The organism is Marinobacter caseinilyticus, assembly GCF_011074955.1.
GTDB classification, from domain to species: domain Bacteria; phylum Pseudomonadota; class Gammaproteobacteria; order Pseudomonadales; family Oleiphilaceae; genus Marinobacter; species Marinobacter caseinilyticus.
Genome location: NZ_WUQJ01000036.1, coordinates 80,548 through 100,637 on the forward strand (window position 1 = coordinate 80,548; position 20,090 = coordinate 100,637).

Sequence of the window (20,090 nt, forward strand, 5' to 3'; positions counted from 1 at the left end):
CGGTCTGGTAAAACATCCGACGAACACGCCAGACTCACTGGGCTTAGTGTACACCAGGACCGTCGCAGCTGCTTGACAGTGAACCGGTGATTCGCCATCTTCGCTCTCCCATTAGCGCCACGACGGAATGCCATGCGACTGTATATCGCTGAAAAACCCAGCCTCGGCCGCGCCATCGCCGCGGCGTTGCCGGGTCCGATCCAAAAGGGTCCCGGCTGGCTTCGCTGTGGCCCCGAACACGACGCCGTAATTGTAAGCTGGTGCATCGGCCACCTGCTGGAGCCCGCGGAACCCGGACACTATGATCCCCGCTGGCAAAGCTGGCGCCTGAACGATCTGCCGGTGTTTCCCGAGCACTGGAGGCTGATGCCCCGGGAAAGTGCTCGCAAGCAACTGGACGTATTGGGCGCCCTGATCCGCAAAGCGGAGGTCATCGTGCACGCTGGCGACCCCGACCGTGAGGGCCAGTTGCTGGTGGATGAAGTGATCCGTTACTTCGGGGCCCAGTGCCCGGTCGAGCGCATTCTGATCAACGACCTGACCCCGGCCGCCGTCACCCGCGCCGTCAACACCCCGCAGGACAACCGTCAATTCAGGCGTCTGTCACACTCGGCACTGGCCCGCCAGAGAGCCGACTGGCTGTTTGGCATCAACCTCACACGGTTGTATACCCTGACTTACCGTCAGCAAGGCGAACAAGGTGTCTATTCGGTGGGGCGTGTCCAGACACCGGTGCTCGGCCTGGTGGTGACGCGGGACAACACCATCCGTGATTTTCAATCCACACCCTATTTCCGCATTACGGCTGAATGCCGCGATGCCGAGACGGAGCAGACCCCGGCGTTTCAAGCCCTCTGGCAGCCCGATGAACGACACCGCGACCACCTTGACGAAGAAGACCGCCTACTGAACCGCGACCTGGCGGAACAGATCGTTACCGACATCCAGGGTCGGCCGGGGTCAATAACAGAAAGTCAGTTTCGCGACCGTAACGAAACACCACCCTTGCCGTTTTCACTGTCGTCCCTGCAAATAGAGGCTGGCCGACTGTTCCAGATGGGAGCAAAAGAGGTGCTCGATACGGCGCAAAACCTGTACGAGCGCCATCAGCTCATTACCTACCCCCGGTCCGATTGTCGCTACCTGCCCGGGGGTCACTTCGAGCAACGCCAAGCCGTCACCCGGGCCATCAGCCAGGTTAACCCCGGGCTTGCGACTTTTGTTGAGCAGGCCGACCTGTCACTGCGCTCACAGGCCTGGAACGACACAAAAGTCGACGCCCACCACGCCATCATTCCAACGGCTCGCACGCGGCCGTCGGGCAGCCTGAGTCAGCGGGAAGCCAAAATCTATGAGCTGATCAGTCGCCACTACCTGATGCAATTCAGCGCCGCAGCCGTGCACCGTGAAGGCAAGCTGACCCTCACCATCGGTGAGCACCGATTTCGGGCCTCGGAGACTGCGGTGTTTAAAGCGGGCTGGAAGGCGCTGGAGCTGCGCCGGCGGGAAGCGTCACGTGAGGCCGGCAAAGCTCCCCTGCCCCGGTTGGCAAAGGGCGACCCGGTCCTATGTGACAGCGCGAGCGTTAAGGAACAACGGAGTCAGCCACCGAAGCACTTCACCGACGCCACCTTGTTGTCGGCAATGACCAACATTGCGCGGTTTGTCAGTGACGCTGCCCTGCGTCAAACCCTGCGTGATACCGATGGCCTAGGCACCGAGGCGACCCGAGCCAGCATTATCGAAACACTGTTCAAGCGGGATTATCTTTATCGGGACAGTCGCTTTATCAAAGCCACCGACAAGGGCCTGGCATTGATAGAGGCGTTACCGCCGTCGGTCAGCCAGCCCGATATGACGGCCATTTGGGAGTCGACGCTGGAGGGCATTCGCCAGGGCGCCGGCGATCCAAGAGCGTTCATCTCCCAGATAAAATCCCAGATTACCGCTTTTCTCGGCGAGTCGCGGGTAAAGCCGGCCCCCGAAGTCACAACCGACGCCAACGTCCATTGCCCGAAATGCCGCACACCGATGCGTCAGCGCGAGGGCAAATACGGCACCTTCTGGGCCTGCACCCGCTATCCGGACTGCAACGGCACGCGACCTCTGGAAGACAGCACCCCGAGCGACGGCACAGACCAGAAGCCAGTCCCCTGCCCCCACTGCTTTTCGCCACTGGTAAGACGGCAAAGTAAAAAAGCCTGGTTCTGGGGCTGCAGTAATTACCCTGCCTGCCGACAAACAGTGAGTGACTTGAACGGAAAGCCCAGGCAACCTCAAAAAAAATGAAAAACACCGGATAGCGGTGACTTAGAGTGTCTTCCCGGTTACGCAACTCTACACAATGACACTGACCAAAGCTTACGGATTTGTCACAATGTCGTGCAATTTGGTCATCGCCCCGAAATTACTGTGGCAATTGAGATGTTCACACGTGGACGGTTTCAGGAGAGACATCATGAGAATAGCGTTGCTGGAAGACGAGCTTGAGCAGGCGCGCCATATTGAATTGGTACTCACCGAGCCAGGCTACCAATGTGACAGCTTTCAAACCGGCCAAACCTTTCTGAGCGCGGTACAACACCGGAGCTACGACCTGCTGATCCTGGACTGGCAGATCCCGGACATGACAGGCATCGAAGTGCTGAAAAATGTCCGGGCGCAGCTGAACTGGCCCATCCCCGTGGTGTTTCTGACCCAGCGTGACAGCGAACAGGATATTGTACAGGCCCTGGATGCCGGCGCCGATGACTACCTGGCCAAACCCGCAAGACCCGCTGAATTGTTGGCCCGAATCAATGCCCTTGCCCGCCGTATCCACCCGGAAAGCGACAAGGCTCTGCTGGCTTTTGGTCCTTTTCAGATCGACACCCAACAGCGCATTATTCGCCTCCATGGTGAGATTTTGACGCTGACCGACAAAGACTTCGACCTGACGCTGTTCCTGTTTCAAAACCAGGGTCGGCTGTTAACTCGTGAAATGCTGCTGGAGCGAGTTTGGGGGGTCACACGGGACATCAATACACGCACCGTGGACACCCATATGAGCAGGCTTCGGCGTCGGCTCGGGCTAAACCCTGAAAACGGCTTCCGCATCAAAACCATCTACCAGCGCGGCTATCGCCTGGAAGCAATGACCACGGCCACGCCGACGGACACTGGCTTGGCAGAGGCAAAGTAATGTAATGGCTGTTACTGCAAGCACACAACCGATCACGACAAAGCCCGCTGGGTATTTGAGGCTGGCACTGCTGCTGGCACTACCGATACTGTCTCTGGCGCTAACGCCCACCGCATCGGCAGAGCTACCTATTGCCAATGGGTCCCAGGGTCTGACCACCGTGTCTGTCCGTGATGAGCTACCGGATTGGCACTACAAGCTGAGACCCGGTGAAACCTTTCAGGAAGCCGCCAAAGACCTGTTGACGTCCGGTCACACCAGCTTGCAACTGGCGGCGTACAATAAGATCAGCAATATTACGCACGTTAAGGCCGGAGACGCGCTTCGAATCCCCCTCGGTTGGCTGAAGCGGCAACCCGAGCCTGCCACCGTTGTGGCCATTACCGGCCAGGGCCAGGTACGACTGGCAAATAGCGGTTATCGCGAACCTATCCGTGCGCAAATGCGCCTCAGGGTGGGCGATGAAGTCACCACTCAGGCGGGTTCAGTGACGGTCATGCTGGCCGACGGCTCCATCATTCGGATCAATCAAAACTCCCGACTCGTCTTTAACAGGCTCACTCAATTCGGCCGCACGGGCATGGTGGACACTCGCCTCCGGCTTGAGCGAGGCGAGCTGAGTACCGACGTTAAGCCCCTGATCGAAAAGGGTTCCCGGTTTGAAATTGAAACGTCGTCTGCTGTTGCCGCCGTTCGGGGAACGAGTTTTTCGCTTCAAACCGAACCGGGCATGACCCGGCTTCAGGTAAGAGAAGGCGCCGTCGCGTTCGGGACACGAGGTAAGACACAGATAATTCCTGCAGGTTACAGCGCCAGCGTCGGTGAGTCGGGACGAACCAACGTCGACATTCGACGCCTTCTCCCCACACCCAATGCCGGAAAACTGCCGGCTAACATTCAGAAACTGCCGATAGACGTTAACTGGGCCGTCAACGGCGCAACCCGGCACCAACTGGAGATTTTTGACGCCGAAACCGGGCATCAAGTCGCTCGGTCACAAACCTCCGATCGCAAATTTTCCCTGAACTATCTCGATAACGGTCGTTACGAGGTACAAGTCGCTTCCCTGAGCAACGGCGGCATTGCCGGCATGCCAAACACTCAGTTTATCGATGTCGACTTACAGGCCCGTGCCGCGCGACCGCTCCTACCGATTATCGACGCTCTGGTGGACGATGATCTGCCAGAATTCAAATGGGAATACCGTGGCGAGAACGAGGTTGGCCGGGTAGAAATTGCAGAATCCGAAAATTTTGGCGACCTCATTGCCACCAGCGAATGGGCACCGGATAACACGGCATTGCCTTCACGCCCCCTCAGCCCGGGCAAGTACTATTGGCGCGTGGTTACTGAAGCGGGTGGCAACTCGGTCGCAACCAGCGACACCCAGGCCTTTATGGTCAATGGCACCTTACCGCCGGTGAAGATTATCAACATCAATTACATCGACAGCCAGGTCCGGGTTTTCTGGCAGAGCGTCGCCACCGCAAACGATTACCTGCTGCAATTGTCTGAGGATCCGAACTTCGAGAACATTGTCAAAGAGGCAACAGTCGCCGATACTACGGCGGCCTTGCGTCTGATTCCCGGAAGACGGTACTTTGTGCGGCTGAAAGTGCTTTCTGACAGCCCACTGGCCAGCCGGTGGGGGCCGGGCAGGGAGTTGTTTATTGAGTAATCACCAGAATCCATAAAAACAAAGCAGGGCTCATGAAGCGGGATTGGCGTTCGACAATAAGCATATCCTGGACACTCGCCCTCCCTCTGTTTGCAGTGTTCCTGCTTCTGCAACAAACGTCTGTGCCGCAGCGCCTGGACTACTGGCTTTACGACAGCCTGATCACCGCTTATCCCGCCCCCGTTGACGACCGGGTCGTCCTGGTGGCCGTCGACGAACAGAGCCTTGATCAACTTGGGCGCTGGCCCTGGCCTCGATCTACCCATGCCGAACTGATTCAGAAATTGCACGCGGCGGGTGCAAGGACCATCGTATTCGACATACTGTTTCCCGAACCCTCCCCCGACGATCTGGCACTGGCGGCTGCCATGCGAGCCCACGGCGGCGTTGTCCTCCCCTTGCATCTGGCCTCCTTGAGCAACAACAGATTGATCAGCGAACAGCCGCCCACCCCCACCCTGCGGCAAGCCGCAGCAGCGCTGGGCCATGCGCATGTGGAGCTGGATGCCGATGGCCTTGCACGCGGCCTGTACCAGTTCAATGGCTTGGGCACAACATTGTGGCCAAGCCTGGGCTACGCCGCGGCACACCTGTCTGAAGGCCCTCGGCCCAGCACCGCAGACAGCCCCACCGACGCATCACCCTATGTCAATGTCCGCCAGGACTATGTCGCCGTGCCGCTGGCCGGACGCTCGGGCACAATCACGACCTACTCGTTCAGCGACGTACTTGCATCGCCTCCGGCGCCCCTCCGGTTCCAAGGTAAAACTGTTTTTGTCGGCGCCACTGCGTCAGGCTTTGGCGACATACTGCCCACGCCCTTCTCCGCGCTAACCAATCCCGTGTCTGGCGTCGAATTCCACGCCAACAGCTACTCCGCCCTGCTCAATGACCGGCTGATCCGAACAGAGGACGGCCCGATCACCTTGCTGCTGCCACTGGCAGCGCTCGTCATTCTCATACTGCTACTACCGAAGCTACGCCCGGCACGAACGCCGGCGCTATGCGCAGCGGTACTGGGTGGGCTGTTGCTTATTTTCGTCGCGTGTCTTTTTGGTGCAGGCCTTTGGGTTCCTATCTCCAGTGCCATGCTGGTGCCCGTGATTGCCTTCCCGTTGTGGAGCGCCCGCCGACTCGCGCTGACCAATCGCTTCCTGAACCGGCAACTCGATGAGCTCGGTCGTCGCCACCAACTTCAGGTATCTCAACCGTCAGAGCGTCACCCGCTGCAGATACTGGAACACCTGACCATGCTGCTTGAGGCAGAAGGCTGGTGGCTGTCAAAAGGCGACGACATTATGGCCCACCACAAATTGACCAGCGCAGATCGGCCAGATCTCTCTAACGAAAGCCACTGGGTGCATCAGGATCAACAAAGCTGGGTTTCGTTCAGGCGTGGCAACCATACGTATGAGCTTGGGCTTACCTTGCCCACCAATATGACGCTGGAAGCCAACCGACGCTATCTCCAGAGGTTGTCCTTGAGCTCTTCCGACGAAAACCTGCCGGTGAACCGGTACCGCGAAAACATCTCTGCCCGAATTGAGAAGGTACGAATTGCCACCGAACGCCTGAACGGCATGCAGGAGTTCATCGGCCGAAGTTTTGAAACCATGCCGGATGGCATCATTGTCACCGACTCCCTCGGCGTCATTCAGTTCATTAACGGTCACATCGAGGAGTGGTTCAACGAACCGAGGCCCAGCCTGATTGGCATGCCCATCATTCGCTTGTTGCACGGTCATGACCCTCGTGAGTCCCCGCCATGGCCCGAGACCATTGCCGAGACCCTGACACTGCAGCAGAGCCGAACGGTGGATCTGGAAGTGCGTGGTATGGATTTCCTGATCCATTTTGCGCCCTTTACGCTGCCGGACAATGATCAAAGCGGGTTGATTGCGAACATCTCCAACATTTCGGAGTTGAGAGAACAGCAGCGACAGCACCGAGAGGCGATTGACTTCATCTCTCATGACGTCCGCTCCCCCCTGGTGTCACAACTTGCACTCATCGAGCAGTTGAAACGACGGCCAGGGGAGATACACCCCGATCAGCTAGACCAACTCGGGCGACTGGCTCGCAGAAGCTATCAATTGGCGGAAGAGTTTGTACAGTTGGCACGAGCAGAACAGCTGACAGAAACCCGCTTTTACGAATGCGAGTTTCTGGCCATCGTCGAAAATGCACGTGACAGTGTCAGCGAGCAAGCCGCAGAGAAAGGCATACGACTGCACTTGCTGGGCAACCAGGACCTTTGGTTAAACGGTAACGCAGAACTTCTGGAAAGGGCCGTCATTAATTTGCTGACCAACGCCGTGCAGTACAGCCCCACCGGATCAACGATCACCCTGCAAGTGTTCCAGGCTGGACATCAAGCCTGCCTTACCGTCAGCGATGAAGGTTCCGGCATCGCCCAAGCTGAGATCCCTTTCCTTTTTGATCGTTTTCGACGTCAGAAAAGCAGCGAACTCTCAGGCAATCACGGCACAGGCCTGGGGTTGTCGTTCGTAAACGTTGTGGTGGAAAAACACCGGGGGGAAATCCGCGTGGTCTCAAGGGAAGGCGTGGGGTCGGCGTTTACTCTGAGGCTTCCCATTGCCCACCTGATGGAGTGATTAAAGCACTTTCGTTGAGGCGGAGCGACTGAAGTGCCGTCATCGGGGTTTCGTTAACAAGGCCGGGAAAGCAGACTCCGGCCCCAAGCACCTGGTTCGTTAAATTGTCTTGCTGACCACTTGAGAGGGCTCACTGACCAAGCCGTTAGTGTCGACCACCTGAATTGCAAAATACCACTCGCCCGCACTCAGGTTTGTGACGGTGTAAGCCATGGTGCTGGCCCGATTGATCTCAACTCGGCGAGCCAAATCCCCGGAGTCCTGCCCGTAAAGAATGACATAACCCTGCAGTTCCCCCATGGCAAGCCCTTCGCCATTGGTCCGTGTTGCCGGAGCGTTCCAGCTTAGAGCTGCAAATTTATCATCACCAGGCGCCTGCCCTGCGACCGCGCCAGAACCCGTGTTGGGCGACCCAGCCGCGCTGTCGGACGAACTTCCACCACACCCTGACAACAAAGTGACTACGAAAATAGCGGCGATCCCTACCTTGAACGAATTAATGACGCTATTTAACATATTTATGTACCAGTTTTCCGTCGATTTTGTGAAATTATATAAAATTCAGCCTGCATTATGTGTGGCACACGTCATTATTCAAGTTTCAAATTTGTCATTTTTTCGTCACTAAATGGTTAATCCGGGCGGTTTTTTGAGCTCTAACAGAGAGTTAAATCGTTCGCAAAGCGACCAGCCTGTGTTTCCAACCGATTTGAAAATTTCAGCCAATAGACCCGCCGAAAAAATCGTGTTAGGGCCACAAGCAGCACACGGGATGCAAAAAACCAAAAACAGATCCTTAAAAACTCGCCCAATAAGAGGTAGTTATGTTTTTAGCAACAGGGTTGCAGCGGCGATGAAAAATCGTAAAAAAAGTGGCACAAAAGAAGTTATTAAGAAGTAATTATTTCGACGCTTGATAAAAGAAAATTCGTCATGACAAAATCTCGACAGCAAGACCCGCCAGAGGTAGGAACGGCTTCCGCCGCGAAGGGGTATCGCTGGAATTTCAGATCACAACGAGAATTTCAGAACAACGCCATGAGTCACCCATGGCGCCTAAGGGACATGCTCACGCCTGCCATACCTTGACCCGCGGCACACAGGTCTTTAGGAGGTGTCATGAGCATTAAACGGCTCAGAACCGGGCCGAAAGCCCAAGCCCGCCAGAAGCCGCCGCTACGTTCATGTTCCCGCCTGCAAAGTCCTCATAATCACTTGCATCACGGAAGTTGATCCAGAACTCCAGGGAGATCGGGTTCCAGTTGTAACCAATGCCGCCGCCCAGCATCAAACCATTGAAGCCATACTCGTCGCTGAAGCCGTCGTACTGCAGAGTCTCATCGAAGAAACCCAGCGAACCGTATGCCTTGAAGCCCTGAGTGGCCAAGCCGGTGCCCGCAAGCAGGCTGCCTTCCACTGCCGTCAGATCGAGGTTGGAGTCTTCCTCATAGCTTTGGCTGGCGTAGGTTAGACGAAAGGCAATGTTGTCATTAACAGCCCCGGTTCCGAACAGAGCGAAGCCTGAGAAATCATCGTCTTCGGTGCCGAAATAGGTCTCAGTACGAGTGACCGTCGCAAAGGATGCGATACCCACTGAGAACCGCTTCTGTTCGTTCATTTCTTCAGAAATCGCAGGCATTGAGCCAAGCGTCACCGCAGCAGCAAGAATTGCTGTTTTAAACATAAACATTTCCTCGTTTACACAGATTTACTGGCTAATTGATTTAATGGTTGGTAGTTCGAAGGTTCTTCAAACCCTCTTGATGGTTGCGTCAGGCGTTCAAAAACACCTTCCAGGCAATTCGGTACCCCTTGATCCTGTCGGACTGAAAGAACGGCGATTTATAGCCTGTGGTGCGACCGCCCAGACTTCCCCGAGGTGTGCTGACACTGATGGCCAACGGATTGAAGCAATAGCGGGGATTGTGATTGCGGGGAATGCCATGGCAGACCCGCTGCAGACTTGGGGAGTTCACACGAACAGGCGGGCTATGCTGGCAATTCTTTTTCAGCGTCTGCGGACGCTGGCATGACTGATCCAGCGGGTAAGGCTCAGCACCCATGAAGGCATTGTCGTCGAAGTGGGCCCAAGGGTTGGGCGAGGACATCCGTTGTAACCGGGTTTCAAGAAACGGACGATTTTGTTTCGTGTGAGGTGAAATTTTTTGTTCGAAACCAATGCCTGCCGGATTCGGAACAGTAATGGCATTGGCCTGTCCCTCCCAGCGAATCGGGAGACGCACACCCTTACCTCTCACACACTCCAACAGGGTCCCCACAGCGGGAGAGTCACTGTCAAAGTGATTGGGGTTGACCTGACAGGCAACCCATTCGCTATCCCGAATTACATCCCGCGCGCCTTGGGCGTAAAAAGCTTCCATGCCTGCTTCCTGCAGCTGCAGCGACGTTTTGAATCTGAAAGGATGTGTTAACCAGAGGGGCCGACATCCGTTGTCGCTTTTTGAATTATTACTTTTTAGTTATGCGTAGGATAATGCGTCAGGCCAGACCAAAGGGGAAGGACGAATTTGTAAAGTTTTGCGGTTAGCTAATTGATTCGCAAAGTATTTGCATAAATGAACTAAATTGCAGGCGTGGCGGTGATACGTACGTTTATAGTGGTCAACGCGGAACAGGTCGGTCACTTGCCCTACGCCACTTAATCATCATTCGGCCCCATTAGCTTGCCATTGCACTTCCCCCGGGCCGTCAGCGATGGCCACAACAACGATTGCTGTCGCCCAAGTGAAGCCTCCGACCTTAAACAATGCTTACGAGAAGACGCCGCTCGGGACACGACGGCTATGTGTCTTGTATCGACAATCCACAATGGATGATACTTTCTCAGGACGCTGCTTTTTCAGGGCGAAATTTTCTCAGGACGTTACTCGACCTTTTACCGGGGATCTTCACGGACGATGGACACAAACTACAAAATTGCCCTGCTCATTGATTGCGACAACGTCAGCCACCAAGCCATTGAGGGTGTGTTACAGGAGTTGGCGAAATACGGTGCGGTCAATATCCGGCACGCGCACGGGAACTGGAACGGCCCCCAACTCGGCGGCTGGATCGAAAAGCTCCACGCCAATGCCATACGCCCGGTTCAGCAATTCGCTTACACCTCTGGCAAGAATGCAACCGATGCGTCCATGATCATTGACGCCATGGACTTGCTCTACAGCGGCAACGTCAGTGCCTTTGCGCTCATGACCAGTGACAGCGACTTCACACCACTGGTGATGCGCATCCTCGAAGCCGGTCTACCCGTTTTCGGTTTCGGCGAGAAAAAGACGCCCACGCCCTTTGTTAATGCCTGCTCACAGTTCATCTACACGGAAAATCTTCGCGAAGAGCATGACGAAGACAGTGTCGAAAACGGCGCAGAGCCAACCGCCAAAACGCAAAAGAAATGGGGACGCAACCAACTGCGCGGCGACTCAATGCTGGTGAAGACTCTGCGAACCGCCGTCGAGCAGACCGCGGACGACGATGGCTGGGCACACCTGGGCAAGGTCGGCCAATACATCTCCAACAACAGCTCCTTCTCACCGGTGAATTACGGTTACAAAAAGCTGAGTGACCTGATCCGCGCCAGTGAGTTATTCGAGATCAGCATTCGAGAGAAGACCGTGCTCTACATAAAAAACCCTGGCTGAGCCTGAATACGCCTCTCCTGACCGATCGCCCGAAGCCTACTGAATGCTTTGCAAGGAGAAACGACCAAGCCCGAAAATTGACCGCCATCATACCCCCAGCGCCCGGGCCTTCAGGCTTTCCAGGTCTCTTGGCTCGACGCCAATATCCCGCCATTTCTCCGGGTGACAGGTGAACAGCAGAATTTGGTGGCGTTGAGCGGCATCGAACAGGATCCGCTTCATGCCATCGAGTCGCTCCGCGTCGCTGTGGACCAGCGTGTCGTCCAGAATAATCAGGGTGGGTCTGCCAGCGTCCCGCAGCAGGTCTGCGTAGGCCAGGCGGCTGATCAAGCCCATCTGCTCGCGCGCCCCGAAACTGAGTTCTGCCATCTGGCCAAGCTCGTTACCGCGGCTGAACTTGCCCGGCACCAGGTGTTCATCCACTTCCAGGGTCGCCTGGGGAAAGAGTACCGAGAGGTAGTGGTCGAGGTGTTTCTGAAGCGGCGCCTGCAGCCTGCGCGTCAACGCCTGGCGTTTATCCGTCAACAGATTCAGCAGCAGGTCCAGTGCCTGCGCCCGGCGCTGCAATTCGAGGTAGCGCCGATTGACGTGTTCCAGTTCACCTACCTTTTCACTGCACAGTTCTTCGAGGCCTTCGGCACCCCAGGCTTCGAGCCGAACACGAATATCCCGAAGTTCTCGCGCACGCTCTTCCTGGGCGGTTTGCAGCGATTCCGCCGTGCGCTGGTAGCGTTCGACGTCCTGCGCGAGCAAGTCCGGGCGAGCCTGCTGAATCTGGCTTGCCCGCGCCTGCAGGGTTTGGTCCAAATCGGTCCTGCGTTGTTCGGCACGCTCGATATCGCCGGTCAGTTTCTGAAGTTGTTGCTGCCGCGCATCGGTGTCGAGTTCGTCTTTAAGCTGTTGCCATTCACGCTGAGCGTTGTCGCAATTCTGTTTGGCGGCAAGCGCATCCGCCTGATGCTGTCTCTGGGCCGTTTCCGCTTCCGATAACCGGGACTCGGCCGTTACTCTTCGGCTTTCAGCATTGGCCAGGCTCAATACGCTGCTTTCGGTCGCCGAATCATGGGTCGGCATGGCTGCCATCTCGGCTGTTTTCTGCTCCAACTGCGTACAGCTGTCCTGGTGCTCGGCCGTCAGTCGGTCGACTCCGTTCGGGGCGACCGAGCGGATCAGATCCTCCAGGTGACCCAGAGCGCGATCCGCCGCCTGATACCGCGCGAGACGGTGTTCTGCTTCCGCAGTAATGGGAACTCCCAGCGCGCGCAGCTGGTCGTCCAGACTTTGCTGCAGGTGGGCCAGGGTTCTGCGCGTACTGGCAAGATCTTCTCCACCGGGCGTGACACCGAGTGTGCCGACTCCAGGAATCTCGAGCGTACTGTCCGTCAGCAACCGCTCCTCACCCTGCCCCTGGATCTCGCGGTCGTTCAGCTTCAGGCTATGGCCGGGCGTCAATTGCCAGGTGAGCCTGGTCGCAATCGTCTGGGAGCGAATCTGTTCTTCGTCCAGTTGGCGCTGTGTCGCCCTGACCCTCTCCACCGCCGCCGTATCGGTCATATTGATCTGTTTTTGTTTCCGGGCGTCATCCAACTGCCCCTGGAACTCCCGGGCTTTGTCCAGATTCTGTTGCAGCCGCTTTTGCTGGTCTTCCAGCCGGCTGATGTCCTGCTGCAACTGTCCCCGTCGCTCGGCCAGTCGGGCCAGCTCAACGGCCTTTAGCGCCGCCTGGTAATCCGCGCGAGCAGCTTCGACCGCCTGTTCAATAGCTGGCGCCCGCGCGACTTCCTGTTCGAGAACCCGTTGCGCTTGCTCGCGCTCCTTTTCACGTTGCTCAAATTTCTTACGCTGGTTTTGTAACTGGTTCTGATTCTCGTGCAGCAGCCCCAGATTCTGGAGGATATGGTCCCGAGCAGACTGATCCTGAGCTTGCTGCTGCTGCAGTGCTTCGACCTGTCGATATTGTTCCCGAGCCTGCTCCAGTTTCCGGTGGGCGTCGTCCCAGGGGCGCTCTCTTTCGTTGCGCTGATAGTCTTCGTTCAATGTGCCCAAACGGTCGACCTGGGTCTGGTATTGCTGGATCCGCTCTTCCAACCCGGCGATGTCGCTTCGCAGGATGTCCCGGTCTTTTTCCAACTGCCCGTATTCTTCGCGGGGTTTGCCGGTCGCGGTGAGCAATTCGGCACGTCGCGCCTGCACCGCCTGGATCACATCGTCACCGGCGCTACTGGCCACTTCGCCCACCAGGCCATTGAGGGCCGATTTGAGATGGTTGCCAGCGTGTTCAACGGCTTTTTCGATGTCCTGGCCGGTACCTTGTTCGACCCAAAGCAAACCGGGAATGCCCCAATGCTCTTCCCGGCTGGCACCCTTTTTGGGGAACTGATAGCCCAGCAATTCGGCCAGCTTCTCCTCGGCGTCTTCACCGCTGAAGGCGGTTTGGTCCATCACCAGATCGCAGCGTTTGCGCTGTAAAAAACTCTTCGTGAGCTGCCATTGCTGCTGGTTGTGCTCAAAACTTAAGATGATGGTTGGCGCGGCCGCCGAATCACCCCAGGGTCGCAAGTCTTCCACAGACTTGGAGCGGTGGCGCTCAAAGAACGCGGCGCGGATGGCGCGCACCAGGGTGCTCTTGCCGGACTCATTGGGGCCGTGAATGAGGTTGATGCCAGGCTGAAGATTTTCCAGCGCAAGCGGCTTGCGAAACTGGCGGACCTGTTCGACCTGAAGGCTTTGGAGCTTCATTGGGCTGCCTCCACGGCTTTGTTCTTCAGCAAGCTGGCGAGGATCGCCAACGCGTCCCGGGCGGATTCCGGCGCATCGCCCTGCTGCCGGACTCGGAGGTCCTCGATGACGTCACCAAGATAACCATCGGCGTGCAGCGCGGCGATGTCCTCCTCCGTCGGCTCAAGTTGCAGGTGGGTCCGGTCGCAGGCAATGCTGCGAAAGCGGGCCTCAGCGACAGACAACGCATTGCTCAGTTGTTGCTCACCGCCCAGCGTGATGGCGCCCTCCAGCCGGATATCCAATACCGAGGCGTCAGGCAACGCCTCAATGCGTGTCAGTAATTGATCCAGATCGGACGCGACGGCCAGTGTTTCCCGCCACTGATGCCAGCGGTAACGGGCCGTATCATGCTGGGAAACCTCAGGTATCGCGCCGGCGTCGGCGATGTTCACCACCAACGCGTAGCCTGCGTCGTTGTTACGGAAACGCTCCGGCTCCGGCGTGCCGCTGTACCAGGTACGCTCGTTGATCGGCTTGGTGCCGTGCCAGTCCCCCAGGGCCAGGTAATCCAGCCTCGCCTGTTCGGTTCTGTCGGGAGCAATCGGGTTGGTCGCATCCACCCCGTCGGGCAACAGGCCCTGGACACTGCCGTGGCCCAGGCCGATGCGCAATAAGCCCTTCGGGGTTTCGAGGGTGTTGAAATGGTCCGTCAGGTCACTGTGGGTGTGACGCTGCGTCAACGGAGCCGAGAGGATCGCCAAGCCCTGCGCCTCCAGCGTAATCAGGCCCGGCTCCAGAGCCAGATGGACATTGTCCGGCACGGCATTGAGGCGCCGGGCCCGACTCCATACACTCTCCGCCAGAGCGGCATCGTGATTGCCCGGCAGCATGACCCAGGGGCCGGTGAACGCGCGGGTGGCATTGAACACCCGACGGATGGTCCGGTCCGTGACAGTCTGCGCATCAAACACATCCCCGGCCACCAATACCGCGTCACAGCTCTGCTCTACCGCCAGTCTTGCCAGCCGTTCAATGGCCTCGTAACGCGCCTCCGCCAGGGCGGCGGCATCGTCTGTTTCGAAGCGGCTGAAAGACCGGCCCATTTGCCAGTCGGCGGTGTGCAGAAATCTTGGCATGTGTGTTACCTAAAGTGTTAGAAACGGAATTCCCGCCCAATATTGAACCCGCACGGCTCGGTGACACTCACTTTGTTCCCGTCGCCGGCATTGGGCAGGCAAGTCCCAACCCGCTCGTTGCCGAAAGGTTGCAATGACTTCAAAGCCCGGGCTGAGGCCAAGCCTGCACCGCCGAATTGGCCCGATACCTTGACCGGGGCTCGGCCGCGTGAGCAGGCGCATGAGCCATGGCGACTGAGGCGCTAAGGGGGGGGAAACGTTCGTCGGCTCACAAAAAGGGATAAGCACTCAGCTTGCCCAAAACCCATTTAATTACCCGCTTGGTGAAAGAAACTCCCGCTCCTTTTAGCGTTAACACCTAACCATATCAGAATGAACGCCAACATCGGTCGCGAAGTCCGCCGAATGACTCTGTCGGTCAAACGTGTCCGTAGGAAACCGTGACGGCAAACAAAACAGGAGCGCGATAAATCGGACGAGTACTATGCTGCCTGCCAGACGCGGAATTCGCGATTACGGCAGTGCAGACGTGCCGCGACGGAGGCGGGGAGGCGATCGCCGGAGTACTGGATCGCGGACCGAAGCCGCGCCTACCACACACCTCTTGTGGGAGCGTTAAGCGTCGGGCCGGATAAATTCCATGCAAAAAAAGCCGGTCACAAATGACCGGCTTTTTAATATGGTAGCGGGGGCAGGATTCGAACCTACGACCTTCGGGTTATGAGCCCGACGAGCTACCAGACTGCTCCACCCCGCAACAAACTTTTTCTCGCCCATTCCATTCGAGCTGACCTACCAGGTCGGGCTCATAATCCGAAGGTCGGCGACTCTCTTCGGCTTTCGTGATGTAGGAGCCCGAAGAACCACCAGACCACTCCATCCCGCAACAAACTGTTTGTTTTTCGGTGGCTGTGTCTTTCTGCCTCCGATCAACGTGCGCGTATACTAAGGATTCGTGGCTCGGCTGTCAATGACTATCTGAGAACAAATCAGTGGGGTAACTCATCTCGGCCCGGGCAACGCCCGGGTTGATGCCCACTCGGTCAATGATGTCCTGTACGGGTCTAAAGGAACGGCGATGCAAGGGCGTTGCACCCAGTTTATTCAATGCTTCCAGATGAACCGGGGTTGGATAACCTTTGTGTTGGGCCAAGCCATAACCCGGGTAGTCGGCTTCCATCGCCTGCATTTCGCGATCTCTCGTCACTTTGGCGATTATCGAGGCGGCACTGATGGCTGCTACCCGGCTATCGCCTTTGACAACCGCCTCAGATGACCAGTGCCAACGTGGGCAACGGTTGCCATCAACCAACACATGCTCGGGCGGAATGGCTAAACCCGATACTGCGCGCTCCATGGCGAGCATCGTGGCCTGGAATATGTTCAACCGGTCGATTTCCTCGGCTTCGCAACGCCCGAGACTCCAAGCCGCCGCGTGCTCGACAATCTGCTCATAGAGCGCTTCTCGGCGCTTTTCCGTCAGTTTTTTCGAATCCGCCAGACCTTCAATTGGACGATCCGGATGCAGTATCACCGCCGCAGTCACTACGGCTCCAACCAGCGGGCCGCGACCGACTTCATCCACTCCCGCGAGTTTCCAGCCTTCGTAACGACAAACAAAAGGGGGTAACTCTGGCTTCGTTTTAGCCACGCGTCCTCTCCTCAATCAGCGCCGATATCGCTGCCGCCGCCCGCTCATCGGCGCCCTGCCTCAACTGCAGATGCAGATCGCTAAACGCCAGGAATAAACGCTCTCGCTCATCGCTGTTTTCCAATCGCTCCAACACCGCCGCACCCAGTGACTCCGGAGTGGCATCATCCTGAAGCAGTTCAGGCACCAATGGTTTTTGGGCCAGCAGGTTCGGCAAGGCTATGTGAGGTATTTTCACCATGCGAGAGAGTATGGCATGGCTCATTGCGGTCAGCTTGTACCCCACCACCATCGGCTTCTTCAACAGCATGGCTTCCAGGGTTGCAGTGCCTGACGCCAGCAGGATGACATCGGCCGCAGCCATCACCTCTCTTGAACGCCCGAGCACCAGCGTGACCGGCAGTTTGACGTCCAGCGCATCGACCAGGTCACTGACCTGCTTTTGTCGGGCGCGATTGATACAGGGGATCACTAACTGAAGATCCGGGCGACGGGTCTGGATCCAACGCGCGGCCTCCAGAAACAAAGTACCCAGACGCTCAATTTCGCCGTGCCGACTACCGGGAAGAATGGCCAATACCGGGGCATTCTGTTGAAGATCCAACGCGGAGCGAGCGCCAGGGGTATCCGGCGTCATTGCGATACGGTCCGCCAGAGGGTGGCCGACAAAAGCGACCGGGACCTGATGTTCCTCATAAAAGCGGGCTTCAAACGGGAACAGGGTCAGCATCAGGTCAACAGAGCGGGCAATCTTGAAAATTCGCTTTTGTCGCCACGCCCAAACCGACGGACTCACGTAATGGACGGTCGGTATGCCTGCGTCACGACAGCGCCGCTCAAGGCCCAGAGTAAAATCGGGGGAGTCGATGCCGATAACCACATCCGGCGGTGTGGTCAGGAAATAGTCCAGTACACGGTGGCGAATATCGAACAGTTCCCGGATCCGCCCCAACACCTCCACCAGCCCCATGACGGACAAGCGTTCCATTGGGACCAGGGATTGAAAACCCACTGACTTCATTTCGTCGCCGCCAATCCCCGCAAACCGGGCATTGGGGTAACGCACGCGCAATGAGCGGATCAGACCGGCACCCAGAATATCACCCGATGCCTCACCGGCAACGATGCCGATGACGACTTTGCGGGAGCTGACCGGCTCGGGGGCGACCCCAGACACTATCGGACGATACCCCGATCCGCGTTTCGAAGAGAATCGATCAAAGGTCGAATTTCAGTCACATCGCCGTAGGTGGCTTCAAGCGCTTCAACAGCCTGTTCTGTGGTCAGACCCTGGCGGTATATGATCTTGTAAGCACGACGCAAGCTCAGCAAAAATTCCTTGCCAAAGCCACGGCGTTTGAGCCCTTCGACATTGACGCCAAATGGCGATGCCGACTGACCACTCGCCATGACATAGGCGGGAATATCCTTGAGCACAATGCTGCCGCCGGCACTCATGCTATGGGGGCCAATACGGCAGAATTGGTGCACCATGGTGCCCCCCCCAAGAATGGCCCAGTCGCCAACCGTCACGTGTCCGGCCAGCGTCGCACAATTGGCCAGAATGGTGTTGTTGCCCACCACACAGTCGTGAGCAACATGCACATACGCCATCAACAAATTGTGATCACCGATGCGGGTTTCTCCACGATCCTGGGTTGTGCCCCGGTGGATCGTGCAGTTTTCGCGGATGATATTGTTGTCACCAATGATCAAGGTGGTCGGCTCACCAGCGTATTTTTTATCCTGGCACTCTTCGCCCACACTGGAAAACTGGAATATACGGTTGTTTTTCCCAATGACGGTCGGGCCCTTGATCACGACATGCGACATGATCTCGGTACCCGAACCAATCTCCACATCGGCACCGATGTAACTCCAGGGACCAATCGTTACGTTGTCGGCTACCTTTGCAGACGGTTCAACAATCGCCTGAGGGTGAACTCCCGACCAGTGTTGTGTTGACATCAAACATTTCTCTCAGCGGTCATCACTTCTGCCACGCAGGCGACCTCATCACCCACCAGTGCGCGACAGTCAAACTTCCAGATACCGTGTTTACCGGTAACAAACCGTGACTCAAGCCGCAGTTGATCTCCCGGCACCACAGGGCGCTTGAAGCGCACTTTACTGGACCCAGCGAGATAGTGTATCACGCCATCAGATGGTTTCCTGTCAACGGTCACAAACCCGAGAATTCCTGACAATTGTGCCATCGCCTCAACGATTAACACCCCTGGCATAATTGGTTTGCCAGGAAAATGGCCATTGAAAAAAGGCTCGTTTATGGACACGTTCTTATAACCCACAATGGATTGCCCTTTTTCGACCTCAATCACACGGTCCACCAGCAGGAACGGATAGCGGTGCGGCAGAAATTCCATAATTTCTTCGATATACATCATCAGGATTGGCCTCAGCCCTCTAATTTTTTTTCCAGCTCTTTCAGCTTTCTCGCCATGGCATCAAGCTGGCGGAAACGAACTGCGTTTTTGCGCCACTGTCTGTTTTTGTCCGCACTGGTGCCCGACGAATAGACCCCGGGCTCCCGAATATCACCGGTCACCAGAGTCATGCCCGTCAAGTGAACCTGGTCACTGATGGTCAGGTGTCCCGCAACGCCTGAGGCCCCGCCGAAGACACAATGACTGCCCACTTTCGTGCTACCTGCAATGCCAACAAAGGCGGCCATCGCAGAGTGATCGCCAATAGTGACGTTGTGGGCAATCTGAATCAGATTATCCAGTTTCACGCCATTACCGATTACCGTATCGTCCAGTGCTCCGCGGTCGATGGTGGTGTTTGCACCCACTTCAACGTCGTCGCCAAGAATGACACGGCCGATCTGTGCAATGCGATGCCAGACACCTTTGTCATTAGCAAACCCAAAGCCGTCCGACCCGATGACCGCGCCACTCAGTATGTGGCAGCGCTCGCCCAGCACCACGTCGTGGGCCAGTGTCACTCGCGGTCTCAGCGTGGAATCGCCGCCAATGCGACTGCGGGCACCGATCACACAACCGGCGCCAACTACCACCCTGTCACCAAGGCAGGCGCCCGCTTCGATGACGGCTTGGGGGCCAACAGAAACAGAGTCCGGCACTTCCGCCGTCGGATCAATGACCGCACTCGGATGAATACCGGGCATTGCAACGGGGGAAGGGTCGAACCAGTGGCTTAGCCGAGCATAACCGAGGTAGGGATTGTCCAGTAACAGGACATTGGTCTGAGTGTGCTCTGCCATGCTGGGCGACAGGATCACCGCGGAGGCATGACTATTCGACAGATAACGAACATAGGAGGGGTTGGCCAGGAACGATAATTGGCCTGGCCCTGCCGCTTGTAACGTGGCCAGTCCGCTGATGACGCAACCGGGGTCGCCTTTGAGTTCGGCCCCAAGCGCCTCGGCAATGTCGCCCAGCGTGTAGGAACTTTGTTTCATGTCTTGC

Annotated in this window: 16 protein-coding genes and 1 tRNA gene; 6 read left to right on the forward strand and 11 right to left on the reverse strand. The window is 57.1% G+C overall.

Going from position 1 to position 20,090, the window contains the following annotated elements; translation table 11 throughout:
• The first annotated feature begins 132 nt into the window (after positions 1 to 132).
• The 4 genes from GRX64_RS18360 (at position 133) to GRX64_RS18375 (ending at position 7,474) form a co-directional block, all read left to right on the forward strand.
• Positions 133 to 2,289, forward strand: a complete 2,157-nt coding sequence (locus GRX64_RS18360) for a DNA topoisomerase III (RefSeq protein WP_166269446.1) — start codon at positions 133 to 135, stop codon at positions 2,287 to 2,289.
• Between the two features lie 169 nt (positions 2,290 to 2,458).
• Positions 2,459 to 3,181, forward strand: coding sequence for a response regulator transcription factor (locus GRX64_RS18365; RefSeq protein WP_166269448.1), 723 nt, complete (start codon positions 2,459 to 2,461; stop codon positions 3,179 to 3,181).
• 4 nt (positions 3,182 to 3,185) lie between these two features.
• Positions 3,186 to 4,859, forward strand: coding sequence for a FecR family protein (locus GRX64_RS18370; protein ID WP_166269450.1), 1,674 nt, complete (start codon positions 3,186 to 3,188; stop codon positions 4,857 to 4,859).
• 32 nt (positions 4,860 to 4,891) lie between these two features.
• Positions 4,892 to 7,474 carry a CHASE2 domain-containing protein gene (locus GRX64_RS18375; protein ID WP_166269452.1) on the forward strand — a complete coding sequence of 861 codons (2,583 nt, stop codon included), beginning with the start codon at positions 4,892 to 4,894 and terminating at the stop codon, positions 7,472 to 7,474.
• Positions 7,475 to 7,573: 99 nt separating this feature from the next.
• On the opposite strand, the gene GRX64_RS18380 is transcribed toward GRX64_RS18375, so the two are convergent.
• Positions 7,574 to 7,774: a fibronectin type III domain-containing protein gene (locus GRX64_RS18380; RefSeq protein ID WP_166269454.1), complete on the reverse strand. Its 201-nt coding sequence runs from the start codon at positions 7,772 to 7,774 to the stop codon at positions 7,574 to 7,576.
• A gap of 349 nt (positions 7,775 to 8,123) precedes the next feature.
• On the opposite strand from GRX64_RS18380, the gene GRX64_RS18385 reads away from it, so the two are divergent.
• Positions 8,124 to 8,375, forward strand: a complete 252-nt coding sequence (locus GRX64_RS18385; protein WP_166269456.1) for a hypothetical protein — start codon at positions 8,124 to 8,126, stop codon at positions 8,373 to 8,375.
• 234 nt (positions 8,376 to 8,609) lie between these two features.
• Here GRX64_RS18385 and GRX64_RS18390 read toward each other — a convergent pair whose 3' ends face one another.
• Both GRX64_RS18390 and GRX64_RS18395 read right to left on the reverse strand, forming a co-directional pair.
• Positions 8,610 to 9,158 carry an outer membrane beta-barrel protein gene (locus GRX64_RS18390; RefSeq protein ID WP_166269458.1) on the reverse strand — a complete coding sequence of 183 codons (549 nt, stop codon included), beginning with the start codon at positions 9,156 to 9,158 and terminating at the stop codon, positions 8,610 to 8,612.
• 88 nt (positions 9,159 to 9,246) lie between these two features.
• Positions 9,247 to 9,855: a hypothetical protein gene (locus GRX64_RS18395; protein WP_166269460.1), complete on the reverse strand. Its 609-nt coding sequence runs from the start codon at positions 9,853 to 9,855 to the stop codon at positions 9,247 to 9,249.
• A gap of 537 nt (positions 9,856 to 10,392) precedes the next feature.
• Here GRX64_RS18395 and GRX64_RS18400 point away from each other — a divergent pair.
• Positions 10,393 to 11,133 carry an NYN domain-containing protein gene (locus tag GRX64_RS18400; protein ID WP_166269462.1) on the forward strand — a complete coding sequence of 247 codons (741 nt, stop codon included), beginning with the start codon at positions 10,393 to 10,395 and terminating at the stop codon, positions 11,131 to 11,133.
• Positions 11,134 to 11,220: 87 nt separating this feature from the next.
• Here the strand turns inward: GRX64_RS18400 and GRX64_RS18405 are convergent, their stop codons facing one another.
• From GRX64_RS18405 to lpxD, 8 genes are all read right to left on the reverse strand, one after another.
• Complete coding sequence (locus tag GRX64_RS18405) at positions 11,221 to 13,872, reverse strand: AAA family ATPase (protein WP_166269464.1); 2,652 nt, start codon at positions 13,870 to 13,872, stop codon at positions 11,221 to 11,223.
• Positions 13,869 to 14,990 (reverse strand): metallophosphoesterase family protein, encoded by a 1,122-nt coding sequence (locus tag GRX64_RS18410; RefSeq protein ID WP_166269466.1) that lies wholly within the window; start codon positions 14,988 to 14,990, stop codon positions 13,869 to 13,871. The genes GRX64_RS18405 and GRX64_RS18410 overlap by 4 nt, the downstream gene beginning before the upstream one ends.
• Before the next feature lie 680 nt (positions 14,991 to 15,670).
• Positions 15,671 to 15,747 (reverse strand) — tRNA-Met (locus GRX64_RS18415).
• 210 nt (positions 15,748 to 15,957) lie between these two features.
• The gene (rnhB, locus tag GRX64_RS18420; protein WP_166269468.1) at positions 15,958 to 16,641 is read right to left on the reverse strand and encodes a ribonuclease HII; all 684 of its coding nucleotides are present in this window, start codon (positions 16,639 to 16,641) and stop codon (positions 15,958 to 15,960) included.
• Complete coding sequence (gene lpxB, locus GRX64_RS18425) at positions 16,634 to 17,818, reverse strand: lipid-A-disaccharide synthase (RefSeq protein ID WP_166269470.1); 1,185 nt, start codon at positions 17,816 to 17,818, stop codon at positions 16,634 to 16,636. Before lpxB ends, rnhB begins: the two co-directional genes overlap by 8 nt.
• Entirely contained in the window at positions 17,818 to 18,609 is a 792-nt protein-coding gene (gene lpxA, locus GRX64_RS18430) for an acyl-ACP--UDP-N-acetylglucosamine O-acyltransferase (protein ID WP_166269472.1), read from the reverse strand. Before lpxA ends, lpxB begins: the two co-directional genes overlap by 1 nt.
• A complete protein-coding gene (gene fabZ, locus GRX64_RS18435; RefSeq protein ID WP_166269474.1) occupies positions 18,609 to 19,046 on the reverse strand; it encodes a 3-hydroxyacyl-ACP dehydratase FabZ in 438 nt (145 codons plus the stop codon). Before fabZ ends, lpxA begins: the two co-directional genes overlap by 1 nt.
• Positions 19,047 to 19,057: 11 nt before the next feature.
• Positions 19,058 to 20,083 carry a UDP-3-O-(3-hydroxymyristoyl)glucosamine N-acyltransferase gene (lpxD, locus tag GRX64_RS18440; protein ID WP_166269476.1) on the reverse strand — a complete coding sequence of 342 codons (1,026 nt, stop codon included), beginning with the start codon at positions 20,081 to 20,083 and terminating at the stop codon, positions 19,058 to 19,060.
• Between the last annotated feature and the right edge of the window lie 7 nt (positions 20,084 to 20,090).

Excerpts from the sequence above, each read along its gene's own strand:
- GRX64_RS18360 (WP_166269446.1), top strand. The coding sequence starts at position 133 with ATGCGACTGTATATCGCTGAAAAACCCAGCCTCGGCCGCGCCATCGCC.
- GRX64_RS18365 (WP_166269448.1), top strand. The coding sequence starts at position 2,459 with ATGAGAATAGCGTTGCTGGAAGACGAGCTTGAGCAGGCGCGCCATATT.
- GRX64_RS18370 (WP_166269450.1), top strand. The coding sequence starts at position 3,186 with ATGGCTGTTACTGCAAGCACACAACCGATCACGACAAAGCCCGCTGGG.
- GRX64_RS18375 (WP_166269452.1), top strand. The coding sequence starts at position 4,892 with ATGAAGCGGGATTGGCGTTCGACAATAAGCATATCCTGGACACTCGCC.
- GRX64_RS18380 (WP_166269454.1), bottom strand. The coding sequence starts at position 7,774 with ATGGGGGAACTGCAGGGTTATGTCATTCTTTACGGGCAGGACTCCGGG.
- GRX64_RS18390 (WP_166269458.1), bottom strand. The coding sequence starts at position 9,158 with ATGTTTAAAACAGCAATTCTTGCTGCTGCGGTGACGCTTGGCTCAATG.
- GRX64_RS18395 (WP_166269460.1), bottom strand. The coding sequence starts at position 9,855 with ATGGAAGCTTTTTACGCCCAAGGCGCGCGGGATGTAATTCGGGATAGC.
- GRX64_RS18400 (WP_166269462.1), top strand. The coding sequence starts at position 10,393 with ATGGACACAAACTACAAAATTGCCCTGCTCATTGATTGCGACAACGTC.
- GRX64_RS18405 (WP_166269464.1), bottom strand. The coding sequence starts at position 13,872 with ATGAAGCTCCAAAGCCTTCAGGTCGAACAGGTCCGCCAGTTTCGCAAG.
- GRX64_RS18410 (WP_166269466.1), bottom strand. The coding sequence starts at position 14,990 with ATGCCAAGATTTCTGCACACCGCCGACTGGCAAATGGGCCGGTCTTTC.
- lpxA (WP_166269472.1), bottom strand. The coding sequence starts at position 18,609 with ATGTCAACACAACACTGGTCGGGAGTTCACCCTCAGGCGATTGTTGAA.
- fabZ (WP_166269474.1), bottom strand. The coding sequence starts at position 19,046 with ATGATGTATATCGAAGAAATTATGGAATTTCTGCCGCACCGCTATCCG.
- lpxD (WP_166269476.1), bottom strand. The coding sequence starts at position 20,083 with ATGAAACAAAGTTCCTACACGCTGGGCGACATTGCCGAGGCGCTTGGG.